Source organism: Mycolicibacter senuensis (genome assembly GCF_003284925.1).
Lineage (GTDB): Bacteria > Actinomycetota > Actinomycetes > Mycobacteriales > Mycobacteriaceae > Mycobacterium > Mycobacterium algericum_A.
Genome location: NZ_QMEX01000008.1, coordinates 39,401 through 52,329 on the forward strand (window position 1 = coordinate 39,401; position 12,929 = coordinate 52,329).

General features: G+C 67.4%; 9 protein-coding genes. 6 read left to right on the forward strand and 3 right to left on the reverse strand.

The genetic code is table 11. The annotated features are described in order from the left end of the window. Window position 1 precedes the first annotated feature (1 nt). Window positions 2-1,348 carry an MFS transporter gene (locus DQP56_RS04805; protein ID WP_112683876.1) on the reverse strand — a complete coding sequence of 449 codons (1,347 nt, stop codon included), beginning with the start codon at window positions 1,346-1,348 and terminating at the stop codon, window positions 2-4. Window positions 1,349-1,523: 175 nt separating this feature from the next. Between DQP56_RS04805 and DQP56_RS04810 the strand changes: the two genes are divergently transcribed. The 5 genes from DQP56_RS04810 to DQP56_RS04830 all read left to right on the forward strand — a co-directional run bounded on the left by DQP56_RS04810 (window position 1,524) and on the right by DQP56_RS04830 (window position 10,127). After that, on the forward strand, window positions 1,524-2,378 hold the full coding sequence (locus tag DQP56_RS04810) for an LppX_LprAFG lipoprotein (RefSeq protein ID WP_205868799.1): 855 nt from the start codon (window positions 1,524-1,526) through the stop codon (window positions 2,376-2,378). Between the two features lie 153 nt (window positions 2,379-2,531). After that, window positions 2,532-3,014 carry a single-stranded DNA-binding protein gene (locus DQP56_RS04815; RefSeq protein ID WP_112683848.1) on the forward strand — a complete coding sequence of 161 codons (483 nt, stop codon included), beginning with the start codon at window positions 2,532-2,534 and terminating at the stop codon, window positions 3,012-3,014. Window positions 3,015-3,096: 82 nt separating this feature from the next. Continuing rightward, the gene (gene ettA / locus DQP56_RS04820; protein WP_112683849.1) at window positions 3,097-4,773 is read left to right on the forward strand and encodes an energy-dependent translational throttle protein EttA; all 1,677 of its coding nucleotides are present in this window, start codon (window positions 3,097-3,099) and stop codon (window positions 4,771-4,773) included. Window positions 4,774-4,827: 54 nt separating this feature from the next. After that, entirely contained in the window at window positions 4,828-9,690 is a 4,863-nt protein-coding gene (locus tag DQP56_RS04825) for an NAD-glutamate dehydrogenase (RefSeq protein ID WP_112683850.1), read from the forward strand. Continuing rightward, window positions 9,687-10,127: an acyl-CoA thioesterase gene (locus DQP56_RS04830; RefSeq protein WP_435673818.1), complete on the forward strand. Its 441-nt coding sequence runs from the start codon at window positions 9,687-9,689 to the stop codon at window positions 10,125-10,127. The genes DQP56_RS04825 and DQP56_RS04830 overlap by 4 nt, the downstream gene beginning before the upstream one ends. A gap of 45 nt (window positions 10,128-10,172) precedes the next feature. Here the strand turns inward: DQP56_RS04830 and DQP56_RS04835 are convergent, their stop codons facing one another. Together DQP56_RS04835 and DQP56_RS04840 are read right to left on the reverse strand one after the other, a co-directional pair. Next, complete coding sequence (locus DQP56_RS04835) at window positions 10,173-11,750, reverse strand: glycoside hydrolase family 13 protein (protein WP_112683851.1); 1,578 nt, start codon at window positions 11,748-11,750, stop codon at window positions 10,173-10,175. Beyond that, window positions 11,750-12,157 carry a globin gene (locus tag DQP56_RS04840; protein ID WP_112683852.1) on the reverse strand — a complete coding sequence of 136 codons (408 nt, stop codon included), beginning with the start codon at window positions 12,155-12,157 and terminating at the stop codon, window positions 11,750-11,752. Before DQP56_RS04840 ends, DQP56_RS04835 begins: the two co-directional genes overlap by 1 nt. A gap of 136 nt (window positions 12,158-12,293) precedes the next feature. Here DQP56_RS04840 and DQP56_RS04845 point away from each other — a divergent pair, with 136 nt between their 5' ends. Continuing rightward, window positions 12,294-12,929 carry an HNH endonuclease gene (locus tag DQP56_RS04845; RefSeq protein WP_112683853.1) on the forward strand — a complete coding sequence of 212 codons (636 nt, stop codon included), beginning with the start codon at window positions 12,294-12,296 and terminating at the stop codon, window positions 12,927-12,929.

The window sequence follows — 12,929 nt, forward strand, 5'->3', positions numbered from 1 at the left end:
GCTATTCGCGCAATCCGGTCTCGGCGATGGCGTCCGCTTCCTGCTCGGTTGCCACCGAAGGCCCCGAGCCCGGCAGCACCTTCCCGGCCGTCTCGGGCGTGAACCACAGCGTGATCGCGCCCACGACGCCCGCGGCCATGAGGATGAAGGCCGGCAACATCACGTTGCCGGTTCCCGAGACCAGCGTCTCGGCGACCAGCGGAGTGGTGCCACCGAACAACGAGACCGAGATGTTGAATCCGATGGCCACCGCGAAAAAGCGCACCTGGGTGGGGAACAGCGCGGGCAGCGTCGACGGTGTGGTGCTGTTGAAGCACACCAGCATCAGCCCGATGAGCAGCACACCGAGTAGCCGGATCGGATAGCTTCCGCCGTGGCGGATCAGTAGGAACGCCGGCACGGAGCCGAAGATCAGTAGGCTGCTGCCGGTCCACAGCAGCGGCTTGCGGCCGATGCGATCGGACAATCTGGCCAGCGGCATCACGACGATCAACATCATCACCAGCGCCACCACGATCATCGTCAGCCCGCGGCTGCCGCTGATACCGCCGACCTGTTTGAAGTACGTCGGCAGGTATCCGGTGAGCATGTAGTTGGTGACGTTCTCCGCCAGCACCAGGCCCATGCAGATCAACAGCCCGCTGCGCTGTCCCACGACGGTCTGCCGGAACTGCTGCCACCCGGTTTCGCCGGCCACCGAGTTGTCCTCACCGGCCTGCCCCAGCTCTTCAAAGGCCGGTGATTCATCGATGCGCAGCCGCATGTACAGCGTGACGAACGCCAGTGGCACGCCCAGCAGGAAGGGGACTCGCCAGCCCCAGTGCAGCATGTCCGAAACCGGCAGTTGGGACTGGATCAGCGTGACCACGCCGGCGCCGGTGATGTAGCCGCCCAGTGTGCCCAACGGCAGATATCCGGTCAGCGCGCCCCGGCTGCGGTCCGGGGCGTGTTCGCTGACGTAGGTCATCGCGCCGACGTACTCGCCGCCGGTGGAGAAGCCCTGCATCAGCTTGGTGATGATCAGCAGGATCGGAGCCCAGACCCCGATCGCCTCGTAGGACGGCAGCAGTCCCGTGATGGTGGTGCCGATCGCCATCAGCGAGACGGTCATGATCAGGACCTTCTTGCGGCCGATGCGGTCACCGAGCGCGCCGAAGAATATCCCGCCGAACGGCCGCACCGCGAAAGCTGCCGCCAAGGTGCCGAACGTGGCGATCAGACCCACCGCGCTGGAGCTGTCGCCGGGGTAGAAGACCTGCGCGAGCGTGGTGGCGAGGAAGCCGTAGATGCCGAAGTCGTACCACTCCATGAAGTTGCCGACAGCAGTGCCGGCGATCGAGCGTTGCATGGCTTTTGGGTCCGAGACCCGGATTTCGTCGCGTGCCCATGTGCTGCGGTCGGTGTGTGCACCGCTGCCGGACTGGCCTTTGGTATCCACCGCTAAGCAAGGTATACCAACGGTTTCATCGTGGTGCGGTGCCCCTGCCGGGTCCGCGTGGTCGAGGGCACCTAGCATGACGGGCATGCGCAGGCTTCCCGCCGTACTGACTGTTGCGAGTGCCGCCGCTGCCCTGGTCGCCGGTTGCTCGTCCACCCCGCCAACCGCGCCGTCGGTTTCGTCGTCTGCTGTCACCTCGACAGTCGCGCCGACCACCGCGCCGGCCTCCGCGCCGACGGCGTCGTCGGCTCCCGAATCACCGTCGGCTGTGGAATCGCCCACGTCTTCGAAGCCGTCGGCCACGTCCTCGAAAAAGGCCAGCGAGCCACTACCGACCGCCGCAGCGATTCTCAAGGATTCCAGCGTCACCACCGCAGCAGTCGACAGCGCGCACCTGAGTCTGTCGGCGAGCAGCAGTATCGAGAACATGGCGATCAGCGCGCTCGACGGCGACGTGACCCGGCAGCCTGCCGAGGCGGCGAAGGGCTACGCCAAGATCAGGTACCGGGGGGCGCCGGCTTACGTGGAGTTCGTGGTGTTCGGGGGCGACCTCTACGTGTCGCAAGATGAGGGCCGGTGGATCGACTACGGGCCTGCCGCGAACTTCTACGACGTGGCGTCGATCCTGAGCCCGGATACCGGACTCGCCGAGATGCTGACCGAGTTCATCGACCCGGAGGTCGAGGGCCGCGAGACGATCGAGCTGGGCACTGACGAAGTGCACACCGTCCGGATCAGCGGCCAGGTGTCGGCCCGCGCGGCGAAGAAGATCGTGCCGCAGTTGCAGGCCACCAAACGCACGTCGTGCACGGTCTGGATCCAGGAGACCGGTGATCATCACCTGGTGGCGCTCAAGCTGGCGTCCGGTGCCGACGAGTCCGTTGTGATCACCTTCTCGAATTGGAATGCGCCGGTGAGCGTCGCCAAGCCGCGGGTGTAGCACCGCTGTCGGGGTTATCCCCAGTTCGTATTCCTTCCACAGCCGGCCGTGACAGCCACGGTCGGCCCGCCCCGGTTGTCGGCTGCTGCGGGCTCAATGGGTGCAGCACCGGCGGGCTGATCGCGTCCGCCGCAACCAGGAAGGAAACCCGCAATGTACGAAACGAACTTGACCGTGGTGGGCAACGTGGCCTCCGATCCGATCCGCCGCCGGGTGGGGGAGCACGAACTCATCAAGTTCCGGGTCGCAAGCAACTCGCGCCGGCGTGGCGCCGACGGCAACTGGGAGGCGGGCAACTCACTGTTCGTCACGGTCAACTGCTGGGACAAATTGGTCACCGGAGTGGGCGCATCGTTGAGTAAGGGCCTGCCGGTCGTGGTGGTCGGGCACGTGTTCACCAGCGAGTACGAGGACAGGGACGGCGTTCGGCGCTCATCGGTGGAGCTGCGCGCCACGGCGGTCGGACCGGATCTGGCTCGGTGCGCCGCGCGCGTCGAGAAGATCATCGCCGCCGGACCGGACCAGCCGCCGGCCGCTCTTCCCGCCGACGCCGACCCGGGGCTTGCGGACGGGGAACCGGGTGCCGAGGCCGCTGACACCGCCGAGGCCGACGATGGGATGGCGCTGACCGCCTGACCAGCGCCCGACGGTCGCGCCGGCTCGACCGCCTAGGATGGGCCGCGAGCAAATTCGCGAGACCAGGAGGCGACACCGCGGTATGGCTGAGTTCATCTACACGATGAGGAAGGTCCGCAAGGCGCACGGCGACAAGGTCATCCTCGACGACGTCACGTTGAGTTTCCTGCCAGGCGCCAAGATCGGTGTGGTCGGCCCCAACGGGGCCGGCAAGTCGAGCGTCTTGCGGATCATGGCGGGTCTGGACACCCCCAATAACGGCGACGCGTTCCTGGCTCCGGGGGCCAGCGTCGGCATCCTCCAACAGGAGCCGCCGCTGAACGAGGAGAAGACCGTCCGCGGCAACGTCGAGGAGGGCCTCGGCGACATCAAGGTCAAGCTGGATCGGTTCAACGAAGTCGCCGAACTGATGGCCACCGACTACTCCGACGAGCTGATGGAGGAGATGGGCCGGCTGCAGGAGGAGCTCGACCACGCCAACGCATGGGACATCGACTCGCAGCTCGAGCAGGCCATGGACGCGCTGCGCTGCCCGCCGCCCGACGAGCCGGTGACCAACCTCTCCGGTGGTGAGCGGCGGCGCGTCGCGCTGTGCAAGCTGTTGCTGTCCAAGCCTGATCTGCTGCTGCTCGACGAGCCCACCAACCACCTCGACGCCGAGAGTGTGCAGTGGCTGGAATCGCACCTGGCCAGCTACCCGGGCGCGATCCTGGCGGTGACCCACGACCGCTACTTCCTCGACAACGTGGCGGAATGGATCCTCGAGCTCGACCGCGGCCGGGCCTACCCCTACGAGGGCAACTACTCGACCTATCTGGAGAAGAAGGCCGAGCGCATCGCGGTGGCCGGCCGCAAGGACGCCAAGCTGCAGAAGCGGCTGCAAGAGGAGCTGGCCTGGGTGCGCTCGGGCGCCAAGGCGCGTCAGGCCAAGAACAAGGCCCGCCTGCAGCGCTACGAGGAGATGGTGGCCGAGGCGGAGAAGACCCGCAAACTCGACTTCGAGGAGATCCAGATCCCGGTCGGGCCGCGGCTGGGCAACCTGGTCGTGGAGGTCAAAAACCTCGACAAGGGCTTTGGCGGGCGCATGCTCATCAAGGACCTGTCATTCACGTTGCCCCGCAACGGCATCGTCGGGGTGATCGGCCCCAACGGTGTCGGCAAGACCACACTGTTCAAGACCATCGTCGGCCTCGAGGAACCCGACAGCGGCACGGTCAAAGTCGGCGAGACCGTCAAGCTGAGCTACGTCGACCAGTCCCGGGCGGGCATCGACCCGAAGAAGACGGTCTGGGAGGTGGTCTCCGACGGGCTCGACCACATCCAGGTGGGGCAGAACGAGATCCCGTCGCGTGCCTACGTGTCGGCGTTCGGCTTCAAAGGCCCCGACCAGCAGAAGCCGGCCGGAGTGCTCTCCGGCGGCGAACGCAACCGGCTGAACCTGGCGCTGACCCTCAAAGAGGGCGGCAACCTGATCCTGCTCGACGAGCCGACCAACGACCTGGACGTCGAAACCCTGGGTTCGCTGGAGAACGCGCTGGTGAACTTCCCGGGCTGTGCGGTGGTGATCTCCCACGACCGCTGGTTCCTCGACCGCACCTGCACCCACATCCTGGCCTGGGAAGGCGACGCGGATGATGAGGCCAAATGGTTCTGGTTCGAAGGCAACTTCGGCGCCTACGAGGAGAACAAGATCGAACGCCTCGGAGCCGAGGCGGCGCGTCCGCATCGAGTGACCCACCGCAGACTCACCCGCGACTAGTGTGAGGCCGGTAGCGGCGCTGCCGGAGCTGACACGTGCTCAGGAGGGGTGGGGATGACGGAATCCACCGAGCGGCGAACAGCCGCATGGACAACGCTTCCCGATCCCGCTCAGCCACACGACATCCCCGACTGGGTCGCGGGCGCCTATGTCGCCACCTACCGGGGCCCACACAGCGATGCGCTGACCGGCGACGATCGGTCCGGTGAGGATTTGGCCGGACGGGCCGCGGCTGTGGTGACGCCGTCGTTGCTGGCAGCCCACGCCCGGCTGGCGCAACACCGGCCTGCCGGTGAAACCCGGGTCGGCGTCTACGCCGCCGACGACGCCGCCGGTTTCGGCCCGGCCCTGCAAGCGGTCACCGGGCATGCCGGCATGTTGGTGGATTCCGTGGCGGTGCTGCTTCACCGGCTGGGGGTGGCCTACACCGGCATCATGACGCCGGTGTTCACCGTTGGCCGCGACGCCGACGGCGAACTTCGCTGGGTCGCGCCGAAGCCTTCGGACGGCGACAAGTCGGCAGACGGTTCGGCCGGCGAGACCTGGATTCATGTTCAGCTCTCACCGTCGGTCAGCCGCGAAGCGCTGGCCGAGGCCAAACAGCTGCTGCCCCACGTGATGGCCGACGTCCGCCAGGTCGCCACCGACTCGCAGGCGATGCACGATGCGCTCAACACCCTGGCCGGGGACGTCGAAACCAACGCGCACGGGCACTACACCGCGCCGGACCGCGACGATGTCGCCGCGCTGCTGCGCTGGCTGGCCGACGGGCACTTCGTGCTGCTCGGCTACCAACGCGGCGTGGTCCGTGACGGGCAGGTGCTGGTCGACGACGCCGACCGGCTGGGCGTGCTGCAGACGCGGAAGTCGGTGCGGCCCATGCTCACCGGTGATGACCTGCTGACCCTGGCGCAGGCCACCGTGCCCAGCTACATGCGTTTCGGCTCACACACCTACGTGGTGGTGATCCGGGAGAACACCGGTGAGGACATCGTCGCGCACCGTTTCGTCGGGCTGTTCACCGCCGGCGCCATGAACGCCGATGTCTTCGAGATCCCGGTCATCTCCCGGACCGTGCGCCACGCACTGGCGCTCTCGGAGAGCGAGCCGGGTCACCCGGGCCAGTTGCTGCTCGACATCATCCAAACCGTCCCGCGCTCAGAGCTTTTCGCGATCAGCTCCGAGCAACTGCTGAACATGGCGATGGCCGTTGCCAACCTGGGCTCGCGGCGCGGCGCGTTGCTGTTCCTGCGAGGCGACCGGACCGGGCGCTTCGTGTCATGCCTGGTGTACCTGCCGCGTGACCGCTACACCACCCCGGTCCGGCTGCAGATGGAGGAGATCCTGGCCGCCGAGTTCGGTGGCGTCGGCGTGGAGTACAGCGCCCGGGTCAGCGAAGCCCCTTGGGCGCTGATCCATTTCATGGTCCGGCTGCCCACTGACCCGAAGGCGCGCACCGTCGACACCTCCGAGGCCAACCGGGTGCGGATCCAGGCGCGGTTGACCGAGGCCAGCCGCACCTGGGCGGACCGGATGATCGGCGCGGCGGGCGGAACCCCGGTAGAACAGCACGCGCAGCACTACGCGGCGGCGTTCACCGGGACCTACAAGCAGGCCGTGACACCGGCAGAAGCCGTCGAGGACATCGCGATCATCGAGGCGGTGACCGATGGCTCGGTCCGATTGGTGGTCTCCGATTACGGCAAGGCCGACGCGGTCCCATTGACGTGGTTCCTCGGCGGACGCGGTGCCTCATTGAGTCAGCTGCTGCCGATGCTGCAGTCCATGGGTGTGGTGGTGCTCGAGGAGCGGCCGTTCACCGTCACCCGCACCGATGGTCTGACGGTGTGGATCTACAAGTTCAAGCTGTCGCCGCACCCCAGCATCGAGATTCCGCCAACCGACGCCGAACGCGACGCCGCCCAGCGACGCTTCGCCGACGGAGTCACCGCGATCTGGGAGGGCCGTGTCGAGATCGACCGGTTCAACGAGCTGGTGCTACGCGCCGGCCTGGCCTGGCAGCAGGTGGTGGTGCTGCGCGGCTACGCCAAATACCTGCGCCAGGCGCGTTTTCCCTACAGCGAGAGCCACATCGCCTCGGTGCTCAATGATCGCCCGGGCACCGCGCGGGCGTTGGTGGCGTTGTTCGAGGCGTTGTTCGATCCGTCCCGATCGTCTCGCGGCCGCGATGCGCAGGCGGCGGCAGCCGACGTGGCAGCCGATATCGACGCGGTGGTCAGCCTGGACACCGACCGGGTGCTGCGCGCGTTCGCCTCGCTGATCCAGGCCACGTTGCGCACCAACTACTTCGTGACCCGCGCCGAGTCGGCTCGCGCCCAAAATGTCTTGGCGTTCAAGCTGGACCCCCAATTGATCGACGAATTGCCGCTACCGCGGCCCAAATTCGAGATCTTCGTCTACTCGCCCCGCGTCGAAGGGGTGCACCTGCGATTCGGGTTCGTCTCGCGCGGTGGACTGCGGTGGTCGGACCGTCGTGAGGACTACCGCACCGAGATCCTCGGACTGGTCAAGGCCCAAGAGGTCAAGAACGCCGTCATCGTCCCGGTCGGCGCCAAGGGCGGATTCGTGGTCAAACGCCCCCCGATGCCCACCGGCGACCCCGGCGCCGACCGTGAAGCCACCCGCCAGGAGGGCATCGCCTGCTACAAGCTGCTGATCTCGGGCATGCTCGACGTCACCGACAACGTCGACCACGTCACCCACGCCGTCAGCGCGCCCCCGGAGGTGGTGCGCCGCGACGGCGACGATGCCTACCTGGTGGTCGCCGCCGACAAGGGAACCGCCAGTTTCTCCGACATCGCCAATGAGGTCGCGCAGTCCTACGGCTTCTGGCTCGGCGATGCGTTCGCCTCCGGTGGATCAGTCGGCTACGACCACAAGGAAATGGGCATCACCGCCAAGGGCGCCTGGGAATCGGTCAAGCGGCACTTCCGCGAGATGGGGATCGACACCCAGACCCAGAACTTCACCGTCGTCGGCATCGGGGACATGAGCGGCGACGTGTTCGGCAACGGAATGCTGCGCAGCGAACATATCCGGTTGCTGGCCGCGTTCGACCACCGGCACATCTTCTTGGATCCGGACCCGGATGCGGCCCGGTCCTTCGCCGAGCGGCAGCGGCTGTTCGACCTGCCCCGATCCAGTTGGGACGACTACGACAAGGCGCTGATCAGTGCCGGTGGCGGTGTCTATCAGCGCGAGCTGAAATCGGTGCCGATCAGCCCGCAAATGCGAGCGGTGCTGGGCCTTGACGAGGGAGTCACCGAACTGCACCCGCCCGCGCTGATCCGGGCGATTTTGTGCGCGCCGGTGGACCTGTTGTTCAACGGCGGCATCGGAACCTACATCAAGGCCGAGACCGAATCCGACAGCGACGTCGGCGATCGCGCCAACGATCTGGTCCGCGTGAACGGAAACCAGTTGCGCGCCAAGGTGATCGGTGAAGGCGGGAACCTCGGCGTGACACCGCTGGGCCGCGTCGAGTTCGACCTGGCCGGCGGCCGGATCAACACCGACGCGCTGGACAATTCGGCCGGTGTCGACTGCTCCGACCACGAGGTCAACATCAAGATCCTGATCGACTCGCTGATCACGCGCGGCAAGCTCGACCCCGCCGACCGGCCACAGCTGCTGGCGTCGATGACCGAGGAAGTCAGTGCGCTGGTGCTGGCCGACAACACCGCACAGAACGACCTGATGGGCACCAGCCGGGCCAATGCGGCCAGCCTGCTGCCGGTGCATGCCGACCAGATCCGGCACCTGGTGGCCGACCGCGGTCTGAACCGTGAGCTGGAGGCGCTGCCGTCGGAGAAGGAGATCGCCCGGCGCTCCGAAGCCGGGCTGGGCCTGGCGTCACCGGAACTGGCCACGCTGATGGCGCACGTCAAGTTGACCCTCAAGGCTGCGGTGCTGGCAACCGACATGCCGGAACAGGACGTGTTCGCGGCCCGGTTGCCGCAGTACTTCCCGCGTGTGCTGCAGCAGCGGTTCACACCCGAGATCCGCTCGCATCAGCTGCGCCGCGAGATCGTGACCACCATGCTGATCAACGATGTGGTGGACACCGCCGGCATCACCTACGCCTTCCGGATCACCGAGGACGTGGGTGTCGAGCTGACCGACGCGGTACGCGCCTACGTGGCGACCGACGCGATCTTCGGGGTGGGCGAGCTGTGGCGCCGGATCCGGGTGGCCGGCGAGCAGGACGGACTTCCGGTGGCCGTCTGCGACCGGATGACGCTGGATCTGCGTCGGCTCATCGACCGCGCCGGGCGCTGGCTGCTCAACTACCGTCCGCAACCGTTGGCGGTGGGCGCCGAGATCAACCGGTTCGCCGAACAGGTCGGGCAGTTGACGCCGCGGATGTCGGAATGGCTGCGCGGCGCCGACGCCGGCATCGTCGCCAAGCACACCGGTGAGTTCCGGGATCAAGGCGTACCCGAGGATCTTGCCGCCCTCATCGCCATGGGACTGTACCGCTACAGCCTGCTCGATGTCATCGACGTCGCCGACATCACCGAGCGCGACGCCGCCGAGGTTGCCGACACCTACTTCGCGCTGATGGACCGGCTCGGCACCGACGGGCTGCTGACCGCGGTGGCGCAATTGCCGCGGGCTGACCGCTGGCATGCCTTGGCGCGGTTGGCGATCCGTGATGACATCTACAATTCGGTGCGGTCGCTGTGCTTGGACGTGCTGGCGGTCGGCGAACCGGACGAGGACGGGATGCAGAAAATCACCGAGTGGGAATCGACCAACGGGTCACGGGTGGAACGGGCGCGGCGCACCTTGACCCAGATCTACCGATCCGATCAGCGGGATCTGGCCGCACTGTCGGTGGCCGCGCGGCAGCTCCGCAGCATGACCCGGGCCAGCGGCCGGGGATCGGCGTCATGAGCAAACCCGCCGGCGACGATGCCGTGAAACCGGGTTTCATCGCCGCAGTTCCGGTGCGCTGGTCGGACATCGACATGTACCAGCACGTCAACCACGCGACCATGGTCACCATCCTCGAAGAGGCGCGGGTGCCGTTCCTGTCGCCGGCGTTCGCGGTCGACATCACCAGCGTGGGCCTGCTGATCGCCGAGGTGAAGGTCACCTACAAGGGACAGCTGCGGCTGACGGACTCGCCGTTGCAGGTGACGATGTGGATCTCACGGCTGCGCACAGTGGACTTCACCATCGGCTACGAGGTGCGCTCGGTCAGCGCCGCACCGGATTCGAAGCCGGCGGTGATTGCCGAAAGCCAGTTGGCCGCCTTCAGCATCGACGAGCAGAAGCTGGTGCGGCTGTCACCGGCGCACCGGGAGTACCTGCAGCGGTGGACACGCTGAGCAGGCCGGGTCTGGTCGGGTGGTCGCGGGTGACCCCTCCGGCCCTCAGGCCAGCCACGCCGCGGCGTCGGGCGGCAACATGCCGTCGCCGAGTGCTGCGCTGGCCAGAATCAGCCGGCCCTCGGGCAGCACCACCGGACGCTCACCGGCGTTCAGGACGCACACCAGGCCACCGCGCCGGAACGCCAGGGTTCCCGGCGGTGAATCCAGCCAGTTCACCTGCCGTCCGCTGAATTCGGCTCGGCTGCTGCGCAATTCGATTGCTCGGCGGTAGAGCTGCAGCGTCGAGTGGCCGTCGGCGAGCTGGTTCTCGACGGTCAGCGGCGCCCAGTCCGGCGGCATCGGCAGCCAAGTGTCGGGATTGTCGGAGAACCCGAACGCCGGCTCGGTACCCGACCACGGCAGCGGCACCCGGCAGCCGTCGCGGCCGCGCTTGGTGTGCCCGGAGCGCTCCCACACCGGATCCTGCAGCGCCGCATCGGGCAACTCGACTTCCGGCAGGCCCAACTCCTGACCGTTGTAGATGAACACCGCCCCCGGCAGCGCGAGCAGCACCAGTGCCATCGCCCGCGCCCGCGCCAATCCGGTTGCGCCGCCGCCGTATCGGGTGACCGACCGCTGCACGTCATGGTTCTCCAGCGCCCAGGTAGCGGTGCCGTCCACCGATGCGACCGCGGCCAGCGAGTTCTCGATCGCGTCACGGATCCCGGCCGCATCGAAGTCGGCTTGGAGCAGCCGAAAGTTGAACGCAAGGTGCAGTTCGTCCGGGCGCAGGTATTCGGCGAACAGGTCGTTGTCGTGCACCCAGACTTCGCCGACGGACACCGCGCCCGGGTAGTCGTCAAAGACCGCGCGAATCGCACGGTGGATCCGATGAACGCCCGGCTGGTTGAACCGCGGATCGTCGTCGCGGTGCGCCAGCAGTTTCACGTCGGTGACCGGCATGTCGGGCAGTCCCGGCGGTTTGGCCATACCGTGTGAGACGTCGATCCGGAAGCCGTCGACGCCGCGGTCCATCCAGAACCGCAGCGTCCGCTCGAAATCCGCCATGACTTCCGGGTTGTCCCAGTTCAGATCGGGTTGCGTCGGGTCGAACAGGTGCAGATACCACTGGCCGGGGCCGTACGCATCGGTCACCCGGGTCCAGGCCGGACCGCCGAACACCGACACCCAGTTGTTGGGTGGCAGCTCGCCGCCGGGCCCGCGCCCGTCGCGGAAGACGTAGCGCTCCCGTTCGGGGCTGCCCGGCCCGGACGCCAGGGCCGCGACGAACCATGGATGCGCCGAACTGGTGTGGTTGGGCACCAGGTCCATGGTCAGCCTGATCCCGCGTTCGTGCGCGGCCGTCACCAGCCGGTCCAGCGCCGCCAGGTCGCCGAAGAGCGGATCGATGTCACGGGGATCCGCCACGTCGTAGCCGTGATCCGCCATCGGCGACACCGTCACCGGGTTCAGCCAGATCGCGTCGATCCCCAGACCCTGCAGGTAGTCCAGGTGGGCGATCACCCCGGGCAGATCGCCGACCCCGTCACCGTTGCTGTCGGCGAACGAGCGGGGATAGGCCTGGTAGAACACGCTGTCGGCCCACCAGGGGTGGTCGTCGGGGCTGCTGCTGTCGTCCATCAGATCGGCGCGTTGACCAGGAAATCGGCCGCCGAGTGCAGGTAGTCCAACAGCTCGGCGCGGCGTGCGTCATCGAGGGTGTCGCCGTCGATCTCGTTGATCGCGGTGACCATGCAGCGCAGCCAGGCGTCGCGTTGCAGCGGGCCGATCCGGAACGGGACGTGGCGCATCCGCAGCCGCGGGTGGCCGCGGCGTTCGGAATAGGTGCGCGGGCCGCCCCAGTACTGCTCGAGGAACATCCGTAACCGCTCCTCGGCGCCGTCCATGTCGTCGGCGGGGTACATCGGGCGCAGGATCGCGTCCTGGGCGACCAGTTGATAAAACCGCGACACGATGGCGTGGAAGGTTTCCGCCCCGCCGACGGCGTCATAAAACGAAGGTTCTTCTATCGGCTGCATCGCCACCATTGTGGGCTATCGCCGGTTCCTGCCAGACACACAGCTAGAACACACAGCAATTAGGCGTGCGACCAGCGTCGAATCATGGTGAACTGTTCCGCGGAGGATTTATGGTGCAGCACGAAAACGACTCCCGAAGGCCGATATGAAGCGTCGGGGCCACCGCAGACCCGGTGCCCCGGTGGCGAGCCTGACCGGGCTTGCCGCCACCCCCAGCCTGCACTCGGTCTCTGCTTCGGGGACTGGCGACGACGCCGCCTCGATCTGGACCCGGCGGCGGGTGCTGCTGCTGAACTCCACCTTCGAGCCGTTGACGGCGCTTCCACTGCGGCGTGCCATCGTCATGCTGATCTGCGGCAAGGCCGATGTGGTGCACGACGACCCGGCCGGCCCGGTCATCCACTCGGCGACCCGGTCGGTGGTGGTGCCGTCGGTGATCCGGCTGCGGTCCTATGTCCGGGTGCCCTACCGCGCCCGGATCCCGTTGACCCGCGCCGCGCTGATGCACCGCGACCGGCACAGCTGCGCCTACTGCGGCGGCAGGGCCGACACCGTCGACCACGTGGTGCCGCGCAGCCGGGGCGGCGACCACTCCTGGGAGAACTGCGTGGCCGCCTGCTCGGCCTGCAATCACCGCAAGGCTGACCGGTTGCTGGCCGAACTCGGCTGGACGCTGCGGTTGGTGCCCACCTCGCCGAAGGGCCAGCACTGGCGGCTGCTGGCGGTGATCCACGACCTCGATCCGGTGTGGATGCGCTACCTCGGCGAAGGTGCCGCCTGA